This is a genomic window from Sphingomicrobium astaxanthinifaciens, assembly GCF_022865105.1.
GTDB classification, from domain to species: domain Bacteria; phylum Pseudomonadota; class Alphaproteobacteria; order Sphingomonadales; family Sphingomonadaceae; genus Sphingomicrobium; species Sphingomicrobium astaxanthinifaciens.
This window is the reverse complement of sequence record NZ_JAKNYM010000002.1, coordinates 558,262-580,393: the sequence shown is the minus strand read 5'-3', so window position 1 is coordinate 580,393 and position 22,132 is coordinate 558,262. Positions and strand designations below refer to the sequence as shown.

Sequence of the window (22,132 nt, the reverse complement as noted above, 5' to 3'; positions counted from 1 at the left end):
TTTCGCCCGCGAGGGAAGGCGCGCCTATTCGGCCGCCGGGGCCTCCTCCGCCAGCAGCGGGGCGTCGCCGATCTCGCCGCCCACGCAGCGAGCAAGGAGCCCGCGCAGCTCGGGGTTCGCCGCGACCACGATCGGGTCAACGCTCGTGGCGGTGATGTTGACCGGTTCGTCCTCGGCGAAGGCGGTGCGGATGTTGCTCGCCAGTTCGCCGCGCGCCAGCGTCGCGGTCCAGTGGAACTCGCCTTCCTCGGCGGCCTCGGCGGCGACCACCGGAACCCGCGCCGAGGCGCCGTTGCCGACGATCGTCAGCGTGCCCGCGCTGCCCGACCCCTCGACCCCGTAGCGGGTCAGCACGATGCCATTGTCATCCTCGCCGCAGGCGATCGACAGGAGCGGGCTCGCCGGATCGACCGCGAGCAGCGCGGTGTCGTCCTCGACCCGCCATTGCATCGCGTTGGCGGGCAGCGCGTCGGGGCCGTCGTCGGCGACCTCGGGGTCGGCCAGCGCGGGGGTCTCGACCACGACATCGGACAGTTCCTCCTCGCTCACCGGCTCGGTGCGCGCGCAGGCGAGGAGGAAGACGGGCGGGGCAAGCAGCAGCGGGATCTTGTTCATCCCACCTACCTAGGGCCGCGCGCCCGCTTCGCCAAGGGCCGCGGGTGCGAGAAGCCTCTTGGCCTTTGCCCCCCGATCGGTCACCAATGCGACCCATGACCGACCAAGCCGCGCGCGCGCCGATCGAAATCAGCGACAAGCTCAAGATTCTCGCGCTCGTGCGCCGCCAGTGGCGGCGCCACTTCGTGCGCGACGTCGACCACGAGGCGGCGATCACGCGGCTGCGCGAGGAGGCGACCCCCGACGCGCGCTATGTCTTCATGACCGCGATGTCGGCGGGGATCGCGGTGCTCGGGCTGATCCTGTCCTCGCCTGCGGTGGTGATCGGCGCGATGCTGCTGTCACCGCTGATGGGGCCGATCCTCGGCGCGGGGTTCGCGCTCGCCATCTGGGACGTGCGCTGGATGCGGGAGTGCGCGCGCGCGCTGTTCCTCGGGGTGGTCGCCGCGGTCCTCTTCGCCGCGCTGCTCTCGTGGCTCAGCCCGATCCAGCAGATCACCAGCGAGATCGCGGCGCGCACGCGCCCCACGCTGCTCGACCTGTTCGTCGCGCTCTTCTCGGCGCTGGCCGGCGCCTATGCCATGATCAAGGGCCGCGCGGGCACGATCGTCGGGGTCGCCATCGCGGTCGCCTTGATGCCCCCGCTCGCGGTGGTCGGCTTCGGGCTGGCGACCCTCGACCGCAGCGTCTTCGGGGGGGCGCTGATGCTGTTCATCACCAACCTCGTCACCATCGCCGCCGCCGCCGCCGCGATGGCGCGCTTCTACGGGTTTCGCACCACGCTTTCGAAGAAGCGCGGCTGGGTGCAGTCGCTGGTCATCGTCGGCGCGCTGCTGCTGCTCGCGGTCCCGCTCACGCTCAGCCTGCGCGACATCGCCTTCGAGGCGCAGGCCACCCGCTCGATCAACCAGGCGCTCGCGCGCGAATTCGACGCGCGGGCCAAGATCGACGCGCTGTCGATCGACTGGGACGCCGAGCCGCTCGCCGTCTCGGCGGTGGTGCTCACCCCCGACCTTCGCGGGCAGGCCGAACGCCGCGCCGAGGCCGCGCTCGCCGACACGCTCGCCCGCCCCGTCAGCGTGACCATCGAGCAGTTCCAGGTCGAGGTGGGGGGCGAGGCCGCCGAGCAGGCCGCGCTCGCCGCGGCGCGCGGGCGCGAGGCCGCCGCCGCGGTCCAGCGGCAGGTCGACGCGCTCAGCCAGACGCTGTCGATCGTCGCCGGCGTGTCCCCCGAGGAGGTGCTGGTCGACCGCGACAAGCGCCGTGTTCAAGCGCGCGCGCAGGCCATCGGCGGGGCGGGCTACGACGCCTATCGGGGGTTCGAGCGCCGCATGGCCGCGAGCGCCCCCGGCTGGTCGGTCGAACTCGTCCCCCCGCTGCTGCCGCTGGCCCCGATCGCGCTCGACGCGGAGGGCGGGCTCGACCCCGCCGCGCTCGCCGAGGCGCGCTGGGCGGCGCGGCGGCTCGGTCTCGGGCTAGTGGCGAGCGGGCCGCCCGAGGCGCTCGCGGCGCTGGCCGACGCGCTCGACGGCATCGCCCTAGAGACGCGCCCCGATCCGGGCGCGAGCGACGCGCTGCGCCTGTCCTGGCAGGGCGCCCCGCCGCCGCGCACGGCGGGGGTCGCGGCGGGCGATTGACCACGGCGTCGGCTTGCGTCAGGTTGCGGATGTCGGGCACCGGACACGGCGCCCTCGTGCAGGGGGAAGCACCATGACCGAGAAGATCGTCACCTCCAACGCCACCGCGGCCGCGCCGGCGGCGCCCTGGCACCTCTGGGTGGTCGGCGTCGTCAGCCTGCTTTGGAACGCCTTCGGCGCCTACGACTATCTCATGACGCAGACGCGCAACGATGCCTATATGGGGCAGTTCACCCCCGACCAGCTCGACTATTTCTACGGCTTCCCGGCGTGGATGGAATTCTTCTGGGCGCTCGGCGTCTGGGGGGCGGTCGCGGGTTCGGTCCTGCTGCTGCTGCGCAAGCGCTGGGCGGTCCATGCCTTCATCGTCTCGCTCGTCGGGCTGGTCGGCTCCTCGATCTACAGCTTCGTCGTCAATCCGGTGCCCGAGAGCATGGGCAGCGCGGGCTATGCGGTGTTCACCGCGGTCATCTTCGCGGTGACCCTGCTGCTCGTCTGGTACAGCGTGACGATGGTTCGCAAGGGCGTGCTGCGCTGATCGCGCGGCCGGAAGGAGGGACCCGATGGAATTCAACTGGATCGCGATTGTCGTGGCGGCGGTGTCCGCCTTTGTCCTCGGCGGGCTGTGGTACGGCCCGCTGTTCGGCAGGAAATGGATGGCGCTCGTCGGCATCACCGAGGAGACCATGGCCTCGGCCAACATGGCGATGATCTACTCGCTCGCCTTCGTCCTAAACCTGCTCGCCGCGGCGACCTTCTCGATGTTCCTCGGCGAGGTCGATATCGTCACCGGTGCCACCTACGGGCTGGTCGCGGGGCTGTTCTGGGTCGCGGGCAGCTTCGGCGTGTCCTACCTGTTCGAGCGTCGCCCGCTCGGGCTGTGGCTCATCAACGGCGGCTATCACGCCGCGCAATTCACCCTGTTCGGCGCGATCCTCGGGGCGATCGGCTAGCCGCCGCTAGGGCCGCCCGCCCATCCGTTTCGCGCGCGTCTTGCCGAAGCGGGTCTTGCGCGTCCCCGGCCGCCCGGCGTTCGAATAGCCCACCTTGGGGGCGGCGCGCTCGGCCTCGGGGATGCCGAGTTCGTCCTCCTCGAGCTTGCGGATCTCGTCGCGCAGCCGCGCCGCTTCCTCGAACTCGAGGTCGGCGGCGGCCTTGCGCATCTTCTCTTCCAACTCGCCAATATAGGCGCGCAGATTGTGCCCCGCGAGCGGGGGCGCCTCGGGGCTCGGGTGCGCGGCGCCGCCCGCGACCGCGTCCTTGACGTCCTTCAACAGGTCCTCGACCGCACGCTTGGTCGACTGCGGGGTGATGCCATGCTCCGCGTTGTAGGCGAGCTGCTTCTCGCGGCGGCGCTGGGTCTCGTTGAGCGCGCGCTCCATCGACCCCGTCACCCGGTCGGCGTAGAGGATGACGCGGCCATCGACGTTGCGCGCCGCGCGCCCGATCGTCTGGATGAGGCTGGTCTCCGAGCGGAGGAAGCCCTCCTTGTCGGCATCGAGGATCGCGACCAGCCCGCATTCGGGAATGTCGAGCCCCTCGCGCAGCAGGTTGATCCCCACCAGCACGTCATAGACCCCCACGCGCAGGTCGCGGATCAGCTCGATGCGCTCCAACGTCTCGACGTCCGAGTGCATGTAGCGCACCTTCAGGCCCTGCTCGTGCATATATTCGGTCAGGTCCTCGGCCATCCGCTTGGTCAGCGTGGTGACCAGCGTGCGATAGCCCGCCGCCGCGACCTTGCGGGCCTCGTTGACGAGGTCGTCGACCTGGTCCTCGACCGGGCGGATGTCGACCGGCGGGTCGATCAGCCCGGTGGGGCGGATCACCTGCTCGGAGAAGACGCCCCCCGTCTCCTCCATCTCCCACGGCCCCGGGGTGGCCGAGACGAACACCGACTGCGGGCGCATCGCGTCCCACTCGTTGAAGCGCAGCGGGCGGTTGTCGATACAGCTCGGCAGCCGGAAGCCATGCTCGGCGAGCGTGATCTTGCGGCGATGGTCGCCCCGCGCCATCGCGCCGATCTGCGGCACCGTCTGGTGGCTTTCATCGACGAACAAGAGCGCATTGTCGGGCAGGTATTCGAACAAGGTGGGCGGCGGCTCGCCCGGCAACCGTCCGGTAAGGAAGCGGCTGTAATTCTCGATGCCTGCGCAGCTGCCGGTGGCGGCGATCATCTCGAGGTCGAAATTGGTCCGCTGTTCGAGCCGCTGCGCCTCGAGCAGCTTGCCCTCGGCGACCAGCTCCTTCAACCGCTCCTCGAGCTCGTGCTTGATCGCGTGCCGCGCCTGCTCGAGCGTCGGCCCCGGCGTCACATAGTGGCTGTTCGCGTAGATCTTCACCCGATCCAGCTTGGCCCCCGGCTTGCCGGTGAGCGGGTCGAACTCGAGGATTTCCTCGATGTCGTCGCCGAAGAAACTCACCCGCCACGCCATGTCCTCATAGTGGCTGGGGAAGATCTCGAGGTTGTCGCCGCGCACGCGGAACGAGCCGCGCGTGAAATTGCTGTCGTTGCGCTTGTACTGGAGCGCCACCAGCTTGCGGATGATCTCGCGCTGGTCGACCTGGTCATCCTTCTTCAGGCTGAACGTCATCGCCGAATAGGTCTCGACCGAGCCGATGCCGTAGAGACAGCTCACGCTGGCGACGATGATCACGTCGTCGCGCTCGAGCAGCGACCGGGTGGCGCTGTGTCGCATCCGGTCGATCGCCTCGTTCACCGAGCTTTCCTTCTCGATATAGGTGTCGGTGCGCGGCACATAGGCCTCGGGCTGGTAATAGTCGTAATAGCTGACGAAATATTCGACCGCATTGTCGGGAAAGAAGCTCTTGAACTCGCCGTAGAGCTGCGCCGCGAGGATCTTGTTGGGCGCGAGGATGAGCGCGGGGCGCTGCAGCGTCTCGATCACCTTGGCCATGGTGAAGGTCTTGCCCGACCCGGTGACGCCGAGCAGCACCTGGCTGTTCTCGCCCTGCTCGCGCACCCCCTCGACCAGCTCGGCGATCGCGGTCGGCTGGTCGCCCGCGGGCTCGTAGTCGGACTTGAGCACGAAGCGGCGCCCGCCCTCGGCCTTGTCGGGACGCGCGGGGCGATGCGGGACGAAGCTCTCGCCCGTCTCGGGCTCCTCGAGCGTGGTGCGGATCTGGATAGCCATCGTTGGGGCCAATGTGGGGCCGCGCCGATGGTTGCACAACCGCGCGCTTTGCGGCTTAGTCGGGGGCGCCCTCTGTCCGTCCCGGTTTCTCGTCCCGGCCCCGTCCCAGCAAAGGTTCGCCCATGCGCCTGCCGCTCCTGTCCCTCCCGCTCCTGCTCGCCGCGCCGCTCGCCGCCGCCGCGCCCGCCGCCGCGCCCGCGCCCGCGCCCGCGCCCGGGCTGTGGTCGGTCGAGGCGCGCGTGGTGTCGATCGACAGCGAACGGGTGCCGCCGCTCGTTCGCCGCATGGTCGAGGGGCGGGTCGAGACCTACGAGCGCTGCCTCGGCGCCGACGAGGCCGCCGCGTTCGAGCGGCTGCTGGTCGAGCGCGACGCGACCTGCACCTTCACCGAGCGCGATTTCGCCAACGGGGCGATGCGCGTGCGCGGGCGCTGCACCTCGGCGCGCGGCAGCATGACGCTCGACCTTGCGGGGCGCCATTCGGGCGACCGCTTCAGCGCGACCAACCGGATGCGGCTGGCGGGCGCGCTCGGCACCGTCGCGGTCACCACCCGCCACGTCGGCAGCCGCCGCGGCCCCTGCCCCGGCTAGGCCCGTGCCGCGCCGCGCGCCCCCCGACCCCGATCCCGACGCCGGCCCCGACACCGGCCCCGATACCGGCCGCTGCTGGCTCTGCGACCGCGCGCTCGGGCGGCGGGTCGAGCGCCATCACCCGGTCCCGCGCTCGCGCGGTGGGCGCACCACCCGCCCGGTCCACCCGATCTGCCACCGCGCGCTCCATGCCGGGCTCGACAACAAGACGCTTGCCGCGATCGGCGATGATGCCGAGGCGCTGCGCGCGCACCCCGCGCTCGCCGCCTTTCTCGGCTGGATCGCGACCAAGCCGCCCGACTTCCACGCGCCGACCCGCCGCCCCGCCGGGCGCCGCCGCTAGCCGCGGCGCGGCCTTGCCCCTTGCCAAGCGCCGCGCCCCCCTCCAAGCTGCCTTCCCAATCACCGGGGAGACGACCATGCGTCCTGTTGCCGCCTTCACCCTCGCGCTCGGCCTCGGCCTCGGCGCCTGCTCGAGCGCGCAAGACGGCGAGGTCCGCGACACCGATGGCGACGGCAAGATCAGCGCCGAGGAGGTCGAGGCCCAGCTTGGCGACGCCATGGCCGCGGGCAGCTTCATGAGCGCGGGCGAGTGGCAGAGCCGGATCCTGATCGAGGACGTCCAGCTGCCCGGCATGACCGAGGACATGGCGGCGATGATGCAGGACATGATGGGCAATCGCACCTATTCGACCTGCCTGACCCCCGAGGACGTCGAACAGCCCGACGAGCGCTTCTTCGCGGGCGAGGACAATGACTGCGCCTACGACCGTTTCGCGCTCAAGGACGGCCGCATCGACGCGCAGATGACCTGCAACATGGACGGGGTCCGGCAGGTGATGGAAATGAGCGGCACCTACGGGGCCGAGAGCTACGATCTGACCATGCGCGCCTCCTCGCCCGACGAGGGCGGGATGCACATGACGATGAAGGTCAGCGCCGAACGGGTCGGCGACTGCGAGGACGGCGCCGCCTGAGCGGCGCTCGCGATTATCCAAGAGGAGGGGACAAGCATGAAGACACGCATTCTCGCCACCAGCGCACTGGCGCTCGCGCTGGCTGCCTGCGGCAGTGGTGACAGCGCCGCCGAGGAAGAGGCGGTCGCACCGGTCGACACGCTGCTGCCCGGCAATTTCGAGATCACCAGCGAGGTGACGTCGCTCGATTCGACCGACGAGGCCGATCCCGTCACCTCGGCCGAACTCGGCTCGACCACCACCGCCAACGTCTGCGTCGGCGAGGACGGGCTGCTGCCCGCGGCCGCCTTCGGCGAGGAAGGCGATGATTGCGTGATCGAGAACCCCTATGTCCGGCGCGGCAAGATCCGCCAGGCGCTGGTCTGCCAGCGCGAGGGCCAGAGCGGGCAGATCCGCCTCCAGGTCGATGCCGAATTCACCGAGGACGGGGTCGACGGCACCGTCCAGACGGTCACCTATTTCTCGGGTGAGGGCGACTATGCGATGACCCGCACGCTCTCGGGGCGCCGCACCGGCGACTGCACCGAGGCCGAAGCCGAGGCCGACCTCGAGGCCGAGGTCGCGCAATAGGCCCGCCGCGCCGCGGCGACACGACAGCAAGGGGCGGCACCTCGGCCGAGGCGCCGCCCCTTTTTTCCATCCGACCCACCCGCCGCGTTCCGGCGCCTCATCGCTTCTCCTCGCCGGTCGGCGGGGCCGGGCTCGCCCCGGCATCGGGGGTCGCGGGCCACCCGGCCTCGGGCTGCCCCCGGGTGCGCCACAGCGAATAGAGGACGCCCGCGGCGATCAGCCCGAAGGTGACCGCGAGGCTGATCCACGCGGGGAACTTGCCCCCATCAATGGCAAGGTCGGCGACGAAGATCTTGGCGCCGATGAAGACCAGCACGGCGGCCAGCGCATATTTGAGATAGTGGAAGCGGTGGATCATCGCGGCGAGCGCGAAATAGAGCGCGCGCAGCCCGAGGATCGCGAAGATGTTCGAGGTGTAGACGATGAAGGTGTCGGTGGTGATCGCGAAGATCGCCGGCACGCTGTCCAGCGCGAACACGAGGTCGGCGATGTTGATCACCACCAGCGCGAGGAACAGCGGGGTGGCCGCGCGCACGCGGCGGCCCGTCGCGGGATCCTCGACGCGCGTGAAGAACTGCGGGCCGTGCAGTTCGGGGGTCACCGCGAGGTGGCGCGCGATCCAGCGCACCAGCGGGTTGTTCGCGATGTCGGGCGGCGCATCGCCCGCGAAGAACATCTTCACCCCGGTGACGATGAGGAAGGCGGCGAACAGGTAAATCACCCAATAGGCTTCCGCCAGCAGCGCCGCGCCTCCCGCGATCATCAGCCCGCGCAGCACGATCACCGCCATGATCCCCCACAGCAGCGCGCGATACTGGTATTTCGCCGGGATCGCGAAATAGGAGAAGATCAGGCTGATCACAAAGATATTGTCGATGCTCAGCGCCTTCTCGATGAAGAAGCCGGTATAATATTCGATCCCCGCGGTCGCCCCGCGCTCGGCCCAGACCCAGAGCCCGAACAGCAGCGCCACCCCGATATAGAAGGCGCTCAGCTTGAGGCTCTCGCCGATCCCCAGCTCGCGGTCGTCGCGGTGGAGGACCCCGAGGTCGAAGGCGGTGAGGAAAACCACGATGGCAAGGAAGGCGCCCCAGAACCACAGCGGGGTGCCCAGCCAGTCGGTCGCGAGCAGGTCAGCCACCCTCGCCCTCCCCGCCGCGCGGCGGCGCGGGGGCGCGCCGCGCCGCGCGCTCGCCCCCTGGTCCTGTCAGCCCCCCGGTCCGGGGGGCACACACGGTGGCCGTCATCAGCTTCTCCCTCGAGCGACGAGCATGATCGCAAGGAAACGGCCAGCCGATGCGCCCGGTCGCGCCGCGGGTGGGAAAGCAGGGGCCCGTCCCGGCGCATCGGAGCTGTTCCTTCCGATACGGTCCGACATCACGCGCCCGCGCGCCCGTCGCCGGGCGGCTCGGGGGACGCGCCAGAGGGGCCCGGTCCGCACCGCCAATAATGCCGCGGCGGCGAGAAAGTTCAGCGCGGCGGGCCGGGGGTGATCCGAGCGACGCCGGCGCCGCGTGACGGGGGGCTCCGGGGCGCCGCGCGGGGGCGATCCCGGGCCGCCCCGGCGCGACCGGTGAGCGGGTCGTTTCGGGACACGATCATCCACAGATTTTTTGATCGTCAAAAAACCCCGGAAGCTCGGGGCTTTGCCGTTCAATTCGGCTTCAATCGGGGGGTCGAGCGAAAAATGACTCTTGCGTTAAGCCTCCGCCCAAGACACTATCCCTTGTGTTGACCATCGGTTCGCCCCGCAACATCTAGCGATTGGGGCCAGGAATCCCTATTTCTGGCATGGGGCGAGCTGTGGGTAGCGGGGATGGTGGGGATAAGTCGTTGCGATGACTCTCCAAATCCGACGAACGGCTTCCAACAGGGGGTTGGAACCGATATGAACGAAACAGGAACATCGACCCCGCCGAGTCGGGCGATGTGATCAGGGGGCTAGGGAGAGCAACATGGACCTCGCATCGAGCAGCGACGTGACCGCCGACGACATTGTCGTCTCCGATTCGAAGAAGGTCCACGAGCGCCGCTTCCCGATCGAAACCGATCCCTCGCGCGATGCCAAGCTGACCGAGTTCGGCAAGGAAACGTTGCGGGATCGCTACCTCCTGCCGGGCGAGAGCTACCAGGACCTGTTCGCGCGCGTCGCCGCCGCCTATGCCGACGACCAGAAGCACGCGCAGCGTCTCTACGATGCCATCTCCAACCTGTGGTTCATGCCCGCCACCCCCGTGCTGTCGAACGGCGGCACCGGGCGCGGGCTGCCGATCAGCTGCTATCTCAACAGCGTCGATGACAGCCTCGACGGCATCGTCGGCACCTGGAACGAGAATGTCTGGCTCGCCTCCAAGGGCGGCGGCATCGGCACCTATTGGGGCGCGGTCCGCGGGATCGGCGAACCCGTCGGCCTCAACGGCAAGACCAGCGGCATCATCCCCTTCGTGCGGGTGATGGACAGCCTCACGCTGGCGATCAGCCAGGGCTCGCTGCGGCGCGGGTCGGCCGCCTGCTACCTCGACATCTCGCACCCCGAGATCGAGGAGTTCCTCGAGATCCGCAAGCCGAGCGGCGACTTCAACCGCAAGGCGCTCAACCTGCACCACGGTGTGCTGCTCACCGACGAGTTCATGGAAGCGGTGCGCGACGGCGCCGAGTTCGAGCTCAAGTCGCCCCGCGACGGGTCGGCGCGCGGCAAGGTCAACGCGCGCTCGCTGTTCCAGAAGCTGGTCGAGACGCGGCTGGCCACCGGCGAGCCCTATATCGTGTTCTCGGACACGGTGAACCGCAACATGCCCAAGCATCACCGCGACCTCGGGCTCAAGGTCTCGACCTCCAACCTGTGCAGCGAGATCACGCTGCCGACCGGGCGCGACCATCTGGGCGCCGACCGCACCGCGGTCTGCTGCCTGTCCAGCCTCAACCTCGAGACGTGGGACGAATGGTCGGGCAATCACCGCTTCATCGAGGACGTCATGCGCTTCCTCGACAATGTCCTGTCGGACTATATCGCCCGCGCCCCCGACGAGATGGCGCGCGCCAAGTACAGCGCCGAGCGCGAGCGCTCGGTCGGGCTCGGGGTGATGGGCTTCCACAGCTTCCTCCAGGCCCGCGGGCTGCCCTTCGAGGGCGCGATGGCGAAGTCGTGGAACAACAAGATCTTCAAGCATATCCGCGGCCAGGTCGACGAGGCCTCGATGATGCTCGCCAAGGAGCGCGGCCCCTGCCCCGATGCCGCCGACATGGGCGCGATGGAGCGCTTCTCGTGCAAGATGGCGATTGCGCCGACCGCGTCGATCTCGATCATCTGCGGCGGCACCTCGGCCTGCATCGAGCCGATCCCCGCCAACATCTACACCCACAAGACGCTCTCGGGCAGCTGGTCGGTCAAGAACCCGCACCTCGAGAAGCTGCTCACCGAGAAGGCCAAGAACAGCGACGCGGTGTGGAATTCGATCCTCGAGAAGGGCGGCAGCGTCCAGCACCTCGACTTCCTCACCGAGGACGAGAAGGCGACCTTCAAGACCAGCTTCGAGATCGACCAGCGCTGGCTCCTCGAGCTGGCGGGCGACCGCGCGCCGATGATCGACCAGGCGCAGAGCCTCAACCTCTTCATCCCCGCCGACGTCGACAAGTGGGACCTGCTGATGCTCCACTTCCGCGCCTGGGAGCTGGGCATCAAGTCGCTCTATTACCTGCGTTCAAAGTCGGTGCAGCGCGCCGGGTTCGCGGGCGGGGTGGAGGCCGACAACACTCCCGAGGCGGCCAAGTACGAGCTGCCCAGCACCGACTATGACGAATGTCTGGCGTGCCAGTAAGATGGAGACGCTGCACCTCGTCATGCTGATCGCCGGGATGGTGATGGTGGCCTCCGCCGCCCTCATCTACCCGCGCATCGCCGCCCTCGGCCCGCAGCAGCGGACCATCATCGTCATCGTCGAGACGCTGGCCGGCCTCGCCATCATGGCCGCCGCTCTCTACATGCATTTCACCGGAGCCTGAGCCATGTCCCTCCTCGAAGCCCGCAAGACCTACAAGCCGTTCGAATATCCTTGGGCCTACGACTTCTGGAAACGCCAGCAGCAGGTCCACTGGATGCCCGAGGAAGTGCCGCTGGGCGAGGACTGCCGCGACTGGGCGCAGAAGCTCACCGAGCATGAGCGCAACCTGCTCACGCAGATCTTCCGCTTCTTCACGCAGGCCGACGTCGAGGTGCAGGACTGCTACCACGAGAAATACGGCCGCGTGTTCAAGCCGACCGAAGTGAAGATGATGCTCGCCGCCTTCTCCAACATGGAGACGATCCACATCGCGGCCTATTCGCACCTGCTCGACACCATCGGCATGCCCGAGAGCGAATATTCGGCCTTCCTCCAGTACAAGGAGATGGCCGACAAGCACGACTACATGAACCAGTTCGGGGTCGAGTCCGACGAGGACATCGCCAAAACGCTGGCCATGTTCGGCGCCTTCACCGAAGGCCTCCAGCTGTTCGCCAGCTTCGCCATGCTGATGAACTTCCCGCGCTTCAACAAGATGAAGGGCATGGGGCAGATCGTCAGCTGGTCGGTGCGCGACGAGAGCCTCCACTGCGAGGGCATCATCCGCATGTTCCACGAATTCGTGAAGGAACGCGACTGCCTCACCCAGAGCGTCAAGGACGACATCGTCGACTGCTGCCAGAAGGTGGTGCGGCTCGAGGACGCCTTCATCGACCTCGCCTTCGAGATGGGCCCGGTCGAGGGCATGACCGCCAAGGACATCAAGAAGTATATCCGCTACATCGCCGACTGGCGGCTGGGACAGCTCGGCTTCAAGCCGATCTACATGGTCGAGGAACACCCGCTCCCCTGGCTCGCCCCGCTCCTCAACGGCGTCGAGCACGCCAACTTCTTCGAGACCCGCGCCACCGAATATTCGAAGGGCGCGACGCGCGGCGACTGGAAGGACGTCTGGGACAACTTCGACACCCGCCAGAAAGCGAAAGCCGGCGCGGCCGACGATGCCGAGGACGAAGGCGAGGATATGTTCGCGGGGGCGAAGTAGAGACACAAGGGATAGAGTGGAGCTGGGCGCTTCCGCTAACCCTCATGCTTTTGACTGGCGTAGGATACTTTCTACGACGTCATATTGAGGGGAAGCGTGAGTCAGAAACTGTCCAGAATGTGCGAAACTGGATTGAGGTTTACAAAGCCTTCCACGGCCGAAGCCCGAGTTTCGACGAGATGCAGAGGCTTCGGACGGATTTCCTTCGACGCGACGGGTCCATCAAACAGCAAAAGCTTGAGCTTTCACCCTCGGAGACCGACGTTCACGTCGTTGGTCTTAAGGCCCCACAAGAGTGGATGTTCTTCGACTACGAATTGACCGAGTCCGAACGTGATGCTGCCGAAAACCCACCAACGAAGTCATCAATTTGGCCGCAGTTGGCTTTGAACGAAAAGTCAAAGAAGAATTATGAGTTGCTCGAAATTTACTTCGACAACGAACTCCGACAATGGTCCGAGTTTCTCACTGCCGACGACCAAGCGTGCTTCGATATCGCGATAAATAGTTGGCAAGCATACCGGGAGGCCGAGGCGACATTCGCGGCTGGCCAATACGAAGGCGGGACCATCGCGCCCATGGTCTATTGGCTCAAGGCCGCTGAACTTACTAAGTCAAAATTGGAAAGCCTCGAAAACGAGCGAGCAACGTTGCGGAAAATGTAGCTTAGCTGGGGTCAGGGCGGCCGACCCCGTTGGTCCAGTCGCGCTAGACGCCCGCAGGCCGTCCGCGGCGCGCCGTCTCTTCGCCTAGCGCTCGCTCGCTTACGTTCCGCTCCCGCTCCGCTCGGCGGCCCTTAGCTCATTCCACTCCTGCAACCGCGTCGGCCCCTCGTGCCGCCCGCCGGTGAACCCCCACCACAGCCCCGCCAGCATCGCCAGCGCGACCATCGCGATCACCGCCCAGCCCGCACTCGAACCACGCGCCTCGGGGCGCGGCGGGGCGCGCCAGCCCCCCCATCTCTCCCCTTCCGCCGGGCCGCACCAAGCCCGCTGATGCCGCCTTCTACAGTATCGGGAAGAGCTGATCTATGTTAAGGAGTGGGCCCGTGCGTCGGTGCGAGTCCCCGATGGGGCGTTCACCCGCGGGGGCCTGCTTGCGCCGACTGCCCAGAGGGAGCTGAACCATGACATTCTTCGTCACCCTGCTGACCGCGCTGGCGGCGTTATGGGGCGCCCCGGCGCTGCCTGCTGCGAGCGTCAACAGCGCGAGCGAGACCTGCTCGGTCAGCGTCACCGATGCCACCGGCATCAACGCCCAACGCGAGGAAGCGCGGTGGGTGCTCGCCAATATCGCTGGAGGCCAGGCACAAGCCACCCCGCAACGCGTCCAGCGCCTGCAAGTCGCCAATCCGCAGGCGGAGATCGCGATGGTCAAGCGCACCGCGCGCGAGGCGCTCAACAGTCGCGCCATGACCGCCCAGCGCCGCGCCATTGAAGCCGTCGAGGCCGTCGCCCGATATGACGGCAACGACCCGATGGAGATGAATCGCCTGCTGTCGCGCGCCGAACGTGCCGGCGACCAGCTCTATGCGGTGCTGTCCTCGGGCGGCACCTCGAGCCCCAATTACGAGACCAAGCCGTTCAAGTGCAATTCGGATCGACAAAAGTGCAAGGCCGATTGCCAGGCGAGCAAGGGGCAGAGCTGCTGCTGCGGATGCGGAGTGACCTTCATCGGCTGCCTCGTCCTCGGCTAGGGTCGAGACGGGTGGCTTGACGGGCCGCCCGGACTGCCGGATCGGATTTCATTCCATTCCTGCAGCCGGGTCGGCCCCTCGTGCCGCCCGCCGGTAAACCCCCACCACAGCCCCGCCAGCATCGCCAACGCGACCAGCGCGATCACCGCCCAGCCCGCACTCGACCCGCGCTCCTCGGGGGTCGGCGGGGCGCGCCAGCCCTCGCGTTCCAATTGCCGGATCGCCTCGTCGCGCGCCTGCGCGCCGATCCAGTCCCACAGCGCCTCGCCGGGCGCGATCCGATCCTGCCGTGCCATGCCCGCGATGGTTGACCCGCAAGGTTCACGACCCCTTGGCGGACAGGGTTAAGCCCGATTCAGCCGCCTTGGTGCGCCCCGCGCTCACCCGCCCCGCGACAAGGGACATGGTTAACCCCCGGCCTTGATCCCGATCGTGCCGTTTACCCCGCGTTAAACCGCGCGCGTTAAACCCGGCGTTGAACAACGCAGGGGGAAGCGATGTCGATTGCCACCTACATGCTCGTCGTGCTGATCATCGGCCCCGCGCTGCTCGCGCTGGTCGAATGGGCCGGGCTGCTGCCGCGCTACGACCGCGCCGACCCCCGCCGCGATCCCGCCGCCCGCGCCGCGCCGCGCCGCCGCTAGCGCTCGATCGGGTCGCCCTTGCGGCGCTCGGCGCGCTTGGCGGCAAAGGCGTCGACGAACGCCTTGGCTTCCTTCAGCCCCGCCCCCGTTTCCTCGCGCACCGCCTTGACCGCCTCGATCTTGTGGCCGCGGTGCAACGCCGCCTCGACCGCCGCGCGCCCGCGCGCCGACAGTTCGCCGACCGGGCGACCCTTCGCCGCCGCCGTCGGGCCCGCCGCGGCCTTGCCCGCCATGCTGTTGCGCCCGAGCAGGTAGCCGACGACAAAGGTCACCATCATCCAGAACCATCCGTCCATCAGCCCTCCTCCCCCTCGCGGTGCGCGATCGGGTGGAGCAGCCCGAAGTCCTCGCCGAGCGGCGGATGCCCGAGCGCGGGCCAGTCGATTGCCTCTTCCTCGATCCGCGTATCGGGAAGCCGGTCGAGCAGGTCGCGGATCAGCGTCAGCCGCCCGCGCCGCTGGTCGTTGAAGTCGACCACCGTCCACGGCGCGTGTGGCGTGTGCGTCTTGGCGAACATCGCCTCCCTCGCGCTTGTATAGTCGGCGTAACGGGTGCGCGCGGCGAGGTCGATCGGCGACAGCTTCCACCGCTTCAACGGATCGGCGAGCCGCTCGGCAAAGCGCTCCTCCTGCTTCTCCTGGCTCGCCGACAGCCAATATTTGAACAATCGGATCCCGTCCTCGACCAGCATCTTCTCGAACCGCGGCGCCGCGTCGAGGAAGGCGGCCACCTGCTCCTCGCTAGCAAAGCCCATCACCCGCTCGACCCCCGCGCGGTTGTACCAGCTGCGGTCGAACAGCACGATCTCGCCCGCGCTCGGCAGGTGCGCGACATAGCGCTGGAAATACCACTGGCTGCGTTCCTGCTCGCTCGGCTTGGGCAGCGCCACCACCCGGCACTGGCGCGGGTTGAGCCGCTGCGAAATGGCGCGGATGACGCCCCCCTTGCCCGCCGTGTCGCGCCCCTCGAACAGGACCACGATCCGCTCCCCCGTCGCGCGCGCCCAATGCGCCATCTGCGCCAGTTCATGCTCGAGCGGCTCGAGCGCGCGGCGATAGTCCTTGCCCTTCATGTGCCCGAACCTGCGCCCCCGCTCGCGCCCGCGCAAGCCCCGTCCGCAAGCCCCCGTCCGCAGGCCCCTGTCCCCGACCCCCTCCCCAACCCCCTGTCCTACGCCGCGCGCCTCTGCCATGGTCGCGGGGGCGTCGGCGAGCCGCCGGCGCGAAGTTCCCGAAGTGGACAAAGTGGACAATGGGGGTCCTTCCCCTTCACCCCGGCAGGAGCCGCCGCGCATGACCCATCTCCACCCGAGCGAGGACCAGCTCGCCGCCTTTCGCGACCTGCCGACCGACGCGCCGATCGAGATGCTCAACCTACTGCGGTTCCGCGCCGCCGCGCGCTACCCCGAGGGGCATGGCGCCGCGCCCTGCACCGGGGCCGAGGCCTATCACCGCTATCTCGACGCGGCGGGCGCGGTGACGCGGCGGCTCGGGCTCGACGTCATCTGGTCGGCGACCCCCGCGCTCACGCTGATCGGCCCCGCCGACGAGGCGTGGGACATGGCGTTCATCGCGCGCTACCCCGACGCGCGCGCCTTCCTCGCGATGATCGCCGATCCCGACTATCGCGCCGCCACCGTCCACCGCACCGCCGCGCTCGCCGACAGCCGGCTGATCCGCTGCGTGCCGATCGCGCTGCAGAAGGATTGAGCCGCCGATGTTGCGCGAACGCAACGCGCGATTTGCCAAATGTTCATCGGCATGCTGCTAACAGGGCTGTCAGTTGACCAGTGAAGAAAGTGCCCGCCGATGAAGACCACCGCCGCCAGCCTCGTCGCGGGCAGTCTCGCCTTCGTCCTCACCCGCGCGATCCGCGCCGCGCTCGCCGCCGACGGCGCGCCCGCGCGCTTCGCCGACGCCGAGGAAAGCCCCCATGTCCGCGCCGCGCGCGGCATCGCCTAGCACCAGTCGCCGCGCTTTCCGCCCGCGTAGCGCCGCGCCAGCCCGCGCTCGACCAGGTGGTCGGCCACGTCCGCGCCGTCGCGCTCGAGCCGCCCCAGCCGCCGTCCGTAGCGGTCGCGCTCGGCGCGATAGTGGATCTCGAACGGCCCCGCGTTGACCCAGCGCTGCAACGCGGCCCGCGCCGCGATCGCCGCCCGGTGCTCGGCGTCGCAGCGTGCCGCGCCGATCTCGGGGGTGTCGAACCCGACCACTCGCAACGGCGCGCCCCCGGCGAGCCGGATGCTGTCACCGTCCGAAATGCACGCTGTATCGGCGCCCGACGCCTTGCACAGCGGGAACTGCCCCGCCATCACCACGACCCCGCCGCGCTCCTCGAGCATCCGCACCGGGTCGTGCAGCACTGCCGCCAGCAGCAGCAGCGCGCCCAGCACGACCGCACCCTTCCAGCGCCGGAAGAGACGAACGGGCCTTTTTCGTTGATGAAATTTCCGTTTCATGCGGGCGGATACAGGATTCGTTAACCATATCGAGGTAAAAGGGGAAGTTGAAAGCGACGGCTTTCTTCATGATGTTCCCTATGATCTCGGGGCTGGATCGCCAAGCGGTCCGGCCCCATTTTTTCGCGCTCCCCCCCGCCCCCGATTGACGCGCCCCGCGGGCCGAGCCATGCGGGAGCCATGCGCTTCTTCTCTGACAATGCCGCCCCGGCCTGCCCGCCTGTGATGGAGGCGCTGGTGGCCGCCAACCGGCTCGACACCGCCTATGACGGCGATGGCTGGTCGGCGCGGATGGACGCCGCCTTTTCCGAGTTGTTCGCCACCGAGGTGACCGCGATCTGGGTGGCCACCGGCACCGCCGCCAACTGCCTGGCGCTCGCCGCGCTGTGCCCGCCTTGGGGTTCGGTGCTGTGCCATCGCATGGCGCATATCGAACAGGACGAGGCGGGGGCGCCGGGCTTCTTCACCCATGGCGCCAAGCTTACGCTGCTCGAGGGCCCCGGTGCCAAGCTCGCGCCGGCCGCGATCGATGCCGCGATGGCGGCGGTCCGCAAGGACGTCCACCAGGTCCAGCCCGCCTGTCTCTCGGTCACCAACGCGACCGAATATGGGCTCGTCTATGATGCCGCCGAGATGGCCGCGCTCGGCGCCAAGGCCAGCGAGCACCAGCTGCGCTTCCACGTCGACGGCGCGCGCTTCGCCAATGCGGTGGTGCACAGCGGCGCCTCCCCCGCCGAACTGACGTGGCGGGCTGGCGTCGACGCGCTGTCCTTCGGGTTCATCAAGAACGGCGGGATGAGCGCCGAGGCGCTGCTGCTGTTCGACCGCGAGCTGGCCGACACGGTGCGGGTGATGAAGAAGCGCGCGGGGCACCTCCAGTCGAAGGGGCGCTTCGCCGCCGCGCAGATCCTTGCCATGCTGGAGGACGATGTCTGGCGCGCCAATGCGCGCGCCGCCAATGCCGCCGCGCAATGCCTCGCCGAGGCCTGCGGCGAGCGGCTGGTCCATCCGGTCGAGGCCAACGAGCTGTTCGTGAAGATGACCCCCGAGGAGGCGGCGCGACTGCGTGCGCAGGGGTTCGATTTCTACGACTGGGCGGCGGGCGAGGTGCGCTTCGTCACCAGCTGGGACCAGGACATGGACGCGGTCGCGCGCTTCGCCGAGGCGATCGCCAGCCTATGAGCCTGCCCGCCGACGGCCTGCGGCAGGTCGCCCTCCCCTTCGTCATTTTCACGCTGATCTGGGGGTCGACCTGGATCGTCATCAAGGACCAGCTAGGGGTCGTCCCCGCCCCCTGGTCGGTGACCTATCGTTTCATCATCGCGGCGGCGGGCATGGCGCTGGTGGCAAAATGGAAGGGCGAGAGCCTGCGCCCCACCCCGGGCTTCCTCGGCGCCGCCGCGATCGTAGGCATCAGCCAGTTCTGCTTCAACTTCAACGGCGTCTATGCCGCCGAACATTATGTCACCTCGGGGCTGGTCGCGACCGTCTTCGCGCTGCTGATGCTGCCCAACGCGCTGCTCGGCTGGTGGTGGCTCGGCCAGCGCCCCAATGCGCGCTTCATCCTCGCCACGCTGGTCGCGGTCGTCGGCATCGGGCTGCTCTTCCTCCACGAACTGCGCGAGCGCCCCGACCTCACCTTGACCGCGCTGATGATCGGGGTCGGCTGGACCGTGTTCGCCCTGCTCGCGGCGGCGGTCAGCAATGTCTACCAGGCGCGCGAGCGGGTGAAGCGCTTCCCGCTGTTCAGTTTGCTCGCCTGGGCGATGGGGATCGGCGCGCTCGCCGACGGCCTCATCGCCTACGCGCTGCACGGTGCCCCGGTGGTCGAGTGGCGCTGGGGCTATTGGGCCGGGCTGCTGTGGCTCGCCCTCGCCGCCTCGGTGGTCTGTTTCTCGCTCTACTACCCGGTGGTGCGCCGGATCGGCCCGGGCAAGGCGGCCTATTCCTCGGCGATGGTGCCGATCGTGGCGATGGCACTGTCGACGCTGTTCGAGGGTTTTCGCTGGACCGGCCTCAGCCTGACCGGCGCGGGGGTTGCGCTCCTCGGGCTGGTGCTCGCACTATGGTCGCGCCAGCGCCCCATGAAAGTCACCAATCCCGACGCGGGATAAAAGGAGAATGTTTCGCCATGGCCGATGCCCGCATGAACCCCGAGGCGCCGCCCGCGCCCGACCATGCCGCCGTCTATCGCAAGGACTATGAACCGCCCGCCTGGTGGGTGCGCCATGTCGACCTCGACATCGATCTCGACCCCAAGCGCACCCGCGTGCGCGCCACGCTCGACGTCGAGAAGAACCGCGGCGGGCCGCTGCGGCTCGCCGGCGACGAGCTCAAGCCGCTCGCGGTCCAGGTCGACGGGCAGGACGCGCGTTGGACGCTCGACGGCGACGACCTCGTCATCGAACTCGAGGGCGAGCGCCACGAGGTGGTGACCACGGTGGAGATCGACCCCTCGGCCAATTCGCAGCTGATGGGGCTCTACGCCTCGGGCGGGCTGCTATGCACCCAGTGCGAGAGCGAGGGTTTTCGCCGCATCACCTTCCACCCCGACCGCCCCGACGTGCTGTCGACCTATTGCGTCACCATGCATGCCGACGCGCAGGCCTTCCCGATCCTGCTCGCCAACGGCAACAAGGTCGCCGAGGGCAAGGGGGAGGACGGGCGGCACTGGGCGCGCTGGGAGGATCCCTTCCCCAAGCCCAGCTACCTGTTCGCGCTGGTCGCGGGCGACCTCGCCGCCAATTCGGACCGCTTCACCACGATGAGCGGGCGCGAGGTCGCGCTCAACATCTGGGTGCGCGAGAAGGACCTGCCGCGGACCCATCATGCGATGCGCTCGCTCAAGGACGCGATGCGGTGGGACGAGCAGACCTACGGGCGCGAATATGACCTCGACCTGTTCAACATCGTCGCAGTCGACGATTTCAACTTCGGGGCAATGGAGAACAAGGGCCTCAACATCTTCAACTCGCGCTACGTGCTCGCCGACGCCGAGACCGCGACCGACATGGACTTCGACGGCATCGCGGGGGTCGTCGCGCACGAATATTTCCACAACTGGTCGGGCAATCGCGTCACCTGCCGCGACTGGTTCCAGCTTTCGCTCAAGGAGGGCTTCACCGTCTTTCGCGACCAGTGCTTTTCGCAGGACATGAACTCGGCCGCGGTCAAGCGGATCGAGGACGTCCGGCTCCTGCGCGCGGTCCAGTTCCCCGAGGACAATGGCCCGCTCGCGCATCCTGTGCGCCCCGACAGCTATATCGAGATTTCCAACTTCTATACCGCGACCGTCTACAACAAGGGCGCCGAGCTGATTCGGATGATGCGCACGATCCTCGGCGCGCAGGCCTTCCGCAAGGGCGCCGACCTCTATTTCGAGCGCCACGACGGCGAGGCCGCGACCTGCGAGGATTTCGTCCGCGCGATGGAGGATGCGAGCGGCGAGGACCTGACGCAGTTCCGCCTCTGGTACAGTCAGGCGGGCACCCCGCGGGTGAGCGTGCATCTCGACCATGACGCGGCGGCGGGGACCTGCACGCTGCGGCTGCGGCAGGAGATCCCCGACACCCCCGGGCAGTCGGACAAGGCGCCGATGGCGATCCCGCTCAAGCTCGCGCTGCTCGACCCCCAGAACGGCGCCGAGCTCGCCGGCGGCGAACGGCTCGTCATGCTGACCGAGCCCGAACAGCAGGTTACCTATGACGCGGTCGGCGCGACCTGCCCGATCGTCTCGCTCAATCGCGACTTCTCGGCCCCGATCATCCTCAAGACCGACCGCGAGGACGACGAGCTCGCCGCGCTGGCGCGGGTCGACGGCAATGCCTTCGCGCGCTTCGAGGCGCTGCAGGAACTGGCGCTGCGCGCCATGCTGCCCGCGATCGAACAGGGCGCCGCGCTCGACCCCAGCCCGGTGATCGCCGCGATCGAGGCCACCCTCGACGCCCCCGATCTCGACCAGGCCTTCAAGGCCGAAGCCATCATGCTGCCCGCGCAAGGCATGATCGGCGAGCGGCTCGAGGTCATCGACCCCGACAAGGTCCACGAGGTGCGCCGCGGGCTCGCCGCCGCGATCGGACGGGGACAGCGCGCGGGGCTCGAGCGGCTGCTCGCGGCCGACCGCCCCGCGGGCGACGACCTGTCGGTCGAGGCCAAGGGCCGCCGCGCGCTGCGCAACGTCGCGCTCGGCTATCTCGCGGCCGGCGACGCGGCGGCGGGCGCCGCGCTCGCCAAGGCGCAATATGACGCGGCGCGCAACATGACCGAGCGGCAGGGCGCGCTCGCCGTGCTGGCCAACCTCGAGCAGCCGCAGCGCGGCGAGGCGCTCGACGATTTCTACGCGCGCTACAAGGACAACAACCTCGTCCTCGACAAATGGTTCGGGCTGCAGGCGCGCGCCGAGCGCGCGGGCACGCTCGAGGAGGTGGCGCGACTGGCCGAGCATCCCGACTTCACGCTGAAGAACCCCAACCGGCTACGCGCGCTGATGAGCAACTTCACCGCCAACCAGTGGGTCTTCCACCACGCCTCGGGGCGCGGCTACGAACTGCTCGCCGACATGATCATCGCCGCCGACCGGCTCAACCCCCAGGTCGCGGCGCGGCTGGTGCCCCCGCTCGGTCGCTGGAAGCGGTTCGAGCCCGCGCGCTCGGCGATGATGCGCGCCGCGCTCGAACGGATCATGGAGACCGAGGGCCTGTCGAAGGACGTGTTCGAGCAGGTCTCGAAGTCGCTGTCCTGAGCG

General features: G+C 68.6%; 26 protein-coding genes. 18 read left to right on the top strand and 8 right to left on the bottom strand.

Annotated elements, in window-relative coordinates:
* Positions 1-24: 24 nt before the first annotated feature.
* The gene (locus L8951_RS06665) at positions 25-615 is read right to left on the bottom strand and encodes a hypothetical protein (RefSeq protein ID WP_244382215.1); all 591 of its coding nucleotides are present in this window, start codon (positions 613-615) and stop codon (positions 25-27) included.
* A gap of 95 nt (positions 616-710) precedes the next feature.
* On the opposite strand from L8951_RS06665, the gene L8951_RS06660 reads away from it, so the two are divergent.
* From L8951_RS06660 to L8951_RS06650, 3 genes are all read left to right on the top strand, one after another.
* The gene (locus L8951_RS06660; RefSeq protein WP_244382214.1) at positions 711-2,252 is read left to right on the top strand and encodes a DUF389 domain-containing protein; all 1,542 of its coding nucleotides are present in this window, start codon (positions 711-713) and stop codon (positions 2,250-2,252) included.
* Positions 2,253-2,325: 73 nt separating this feature from the next.
* Positions 2,326-2,790 carry a hypothetical protein gene (locus tag L8951_RS06655; RefSeq protein WP_244382213.1) on the top strand — a complete coding sequence of 155 codons (465 nt, stop codon included), beginning with the start codon at positions 2,326-2,328 and terminating at the stop codon, positions 2,788-2,790.
* A gap of 25 nt (positions 2,791-2,815) precedes the next feature.
* Complete coding sequence (locus L8951_RS06650; protein ID WP_244382212.1) at positions 2,816-3,205, top strand: DUF1761 domain-containing protein; 390 nt, start codon at positions 2,816-2,818, stop codon at positions 3,203-3,205.
* 6 nt (positions 3,206-3,211) lie between these two features.
* On the opposite strand, the gene uvrB is transcribed toward L8951_RS06650, so the two are convergent.
* Positions 3,212-5,407: an excinuclease ABC subunit UvrB gene (uvrB, locus tag L8951_RS06645; protein ID WP_244382211.1), complete on the bottom strand. Its 2,196-nt coding sequence runs from the start codon at positions 5,405-5,407 to the stop codon at positions 3,212-3,214.
* A gap of 122 nt (positions 5,408-5,529) precedes the next feature.
* Between uvrB and L8951_RS06640 the strand changes: the two genes are divergently transcribed.
* The 4 genes from L8951_RS06640 (at position 5,530) to L8951_RS06625 (ending at position 7,544) form a co-directional block, all read left to right on the top strand.
* Positions 5,530-5,997: a DUF3617 domain-containing protein gene (locus L8951_RS06640; RefSeq protein ID WP_244382210.1), complete on the top strand. Its 468-nt coding sequence runs from the start codon at positions 5,530-5,532 to the stop codon at positions 5,995-5,997.
* A 4-nt stretch (positions 5,998-6,001) separates the two neighbouring features.
* Positions 6,002-6,340, top strand: a complete 339-nt coding sequence (locus tag L8951_RS06635) for an HNH endonuclease (protein WP_244382209.1) — start codon at positions 6,002-6,004, stop codon at positions 6,338-6,340.
* A gap of 76 nt (positions 6,341-6,416) precedes the next feature.
* Entirely contained in the window at positions 6,417-6,974 is a 558-nt protein-coding gene (locus tag L8951_RS06630; protein WP_244382208.1) for a DUF3617 domain-containing protein, read from the top strand.
* 36 nt (positions 6,975-7,010) lie between these two features.
* Entirely contained in the window at positions 7,011-7,544 is a 534-nt protein-coding gene (locus tag L8951_RS06625) for a DUF3617 domain-containing protein (protein ID WP_244382207.1), read from the top strand.
* 97 nt (positions 7,545-7,641) lie between these two features.
* On the opposite strand, the gene L8951_RS06620 is transcribed toward L8951_RS06625, so the two are convergent.
* Complete coding sequence (locus L8951_RS06620; protein ID WP_244382206.1) at positions 7,642-8,685, bottom strand: TerC family protein; 1,044 nt, start codon at positions 8,683-8,685, stop codon at positions 7,642-7,644.
* Between the two features lie 814 nt (positions 8,686-9,499).
* On the opposite strand from L8951_RS06620, the gene L8951_RS06615 reads away from it, so the two are divergent.
* The 4 genes from L8951_RS06615 to L8951_RS06600 all read left to right on the top strand — a co-directional run bounded on the left by L8951_RS06615 (position 9,500) and on the right by L8951_RS06600 (position 13,255).
* Entirely contained in the window at positions 9,500-11,362 is a 1,863-nt protein-coding gene (locus L8951_RS06615) for a ribonucleoside-diphosphate reductase subunit alpha (RefSeq protein ID WP_244382205.1), read from the top strand.
* 1 nt (position 11,363) lies between these two features.
* Positions 11,364-11,546, top strand: a complete 183-nt coding sequence (locus tag L8951_RS06610) for a hypothetical protein (protein ID WP_244382204.1) — start codon at positions 11,364-11,366, stop codon at positions 11,544-11,546.
* A 3-nt stretch (positions 11,547-11,549) separates the two neighbouring features.
* The gene (locus L8951_RS06605; RefSeq protein WP_244382203.1) at positions 11,550-12,590 is read left to right on the top strand and encodes a ribonucleotide-diphosphate reductase subunit beta; all 1,041 of its coding nucleotides are present in this window, start codon (positions 11,550-11,552) and stop codon (positions 12,588-12,590) included.
* 299 nt (positions 12,591-12,889) lie between these two features.
* A complete protein-coding gene (locus L8951_RS06600) occupies positions 12,890-13,255 on the top strand; it encodes a lysozyme inhibitor LprI family protein (protein WP_244382202.1) in 366 nt (121 codons plus the stop codon).
* Between the two features lie 99 nt (positions 13,256-13,354).
* Here L8951_RS06600 and L8951_RS11525 read toward each other — a convergent pair whose 3' ends face one another.
* Positions 13,355-13,489, bottom strand: a complete 135-nt coding sequence (locus L8951_RS11525) for a hypothetical protein (protein ID WP_265535956.1) — start codon at positions 13,487-13,489, stop codon at positions 13,355-13,357.
* A 227-nt stretch (positions 13,490-13,716) separates the two neighbouring features.
* Here L8951_RS11525 and L8951_RS06595 point away from each other — a divergent pair, with 227 nt between their 5' ends.
* Positions 13,717-14,286 carry a hypothetical protein gene (locus tag L8951_RS06595; RefSeq protein ID WP_244382201.1) on the top strand — a complete coding sequence of 190 codons (570 nt, stop codon included), beginning with the start codon at positions 13,717-13,719 and terminating at the stop codon, positions 14,284-14,286.
* Here the strand turns inward: L8951_RS06595 and L8951_RS06590 are convergent.
* The gene (locus L8951_RS06590) at positions 14,283-14,582 is read right to left on the bottom strand and encodes a hypothetical protein (protein ID WP_244382200.1); all 300 of its coding nucleotides are present in this window, start codon (positions 14,580-14,582) and stop codon (positions 14,283-14,285) included. The two genes, L8951_RS06595 and L8951_RS06590, sit on opposite strands and share 4 nt — an antisense overlap.
* 201 nt (positions 14,583-14,783) lie before the next feature.
* Between L8951_RS06590 and L8951_RS06585 the strand changes: the two genes are divergently transcribed.
* Positions 14,784-14,930 (top strand): hypothetical protein, encoded by a 147-nt coding sequence (locus L8951_RS06585; protein ID WP_244382199.1) that lies wholly within the window; start codon positions 14,784-14,786, stop codon positions 14,928-14,930.
* On the opposite strand, the gene L8951_RS06580 is transcribed toward L8951_RS06585, so the two are convergent.
* Both L8951_RS06580 and ppk2 read right to left on the bottom strand, forming a co-directional pair.
* On the bottom strand, positions 14,927-15,226 hold the full coding sequence (locus L8951_RS06580; RefSeq protein ID WP_244382198.1) for a ribosomal protein L7/L12: 300 nt from the start codon (positions 15,224-15,226) through the stop codon (positions 14,927-14,929). The genes L8951_RS06585 and L8951_RS06580 overlap by 4 nt on opposite strands.
* Entirely contained in the window at positions 15,226-16,002 is a 777-nt protein-coding gene (gene ppk2, locus L8951_RS06575; protein ID WP_244382197.1) for a polyphosphate kinase 2, read from the bottom strand. The genes L8951_RS06580 and ppk2 overlap by 1 nt, the downstream gene beginning before the upstream one ends.
* A gap of 220 nt (positions 16,003-16,222) precedes the next feature.
* Here ppk2 and L8951_RS06570 point away from each other — a divergent pair, with 220 nt between their 5' ends.
* Positions 16,223-16,639, top strand: coding sequence for a DUF1330 domain-containing protein (locus L8951_RS06570; protein WP_244382196.1), 417 nt, complete (start codon positions 16,223-16,225; stop codon positions 16,637-16,639).
* Positions 16,640-16,738: 99 nt separating this feature from the next.
* Positions 16,739-16,891, top strand: coding sequence for a hypothetical protein (locus L8951_RS06565; protein ID WP_244382195.1), 153 nt, complete (start codon positions 16,739-16,741; stop codon positions 16,889-16,891).
* Here L8951_RS06565 and L8951_RS06560 read toward each other — a convergent pair.
* The gene (locus tag L8951_RS06560; protein WP_244382194.1) at positions 16,888-17,322 is read right to left on the bottom strand and encodes a thermonuclease family protein; all 435 of its coding nucleotides are present in this window, start codon (positions 17,320-17,322) and stop codon (positions 16,888-16,890) included. The two genes, L8951_RS06565 and L8951_RS06560, sit on opposite strands and share 4 nt — an antisense overlap.
* A gap of 246 nt (positions 17,323-17,568) precedes the next feature.
* Here L8951_RS06560 and L8951_RS06555 point away from each other — a divergent pair, with 246 nt between their 5' ends.
* The 3 genes from L8951_RS06555 to pepN are packed head-to-tail and all read left to right on the top strand — an operon-like array spanning position 17,569 to position 22,129.
* Positions 17,569-18,570, top strand: coding sequence for a threonine aldolase family protein (locus L8951_RS06555; RefSeq protein WP_244382193.1), 1,002 nt, complete (start codon positions 17,569-17,571; stop codon positions 18,568-18,570).
* Positions 18,567-19,502 (top strand): DMT family transporter, encoded by a 936-nt coding sequence (locus L8951_RS06550; protein WP_244382192.1) that lies wholly within the window; start codon positions 18,567-18,569, stop codon positions 19,500-19,502. The genes L8951_RS06555 and L8951_RS06550 overlap by 4 nt, the downstream gene beginning before the upstream one ends.
* Positions 19,503-19,519: 17 nt before the next feature.
* On the top strand, positions 19,520-22,129 hold the full coding sequence (gene pepN, locus L8951_RS06545) for an aminopeptidase N (protein WP_244382191.1): 2,610 nt from the start codon (positions 19,520-19,522) through the stop codon (positions 22,127-22,129).
* Positions 22,130-22,132: the final 3 nt, after the last annotated feature.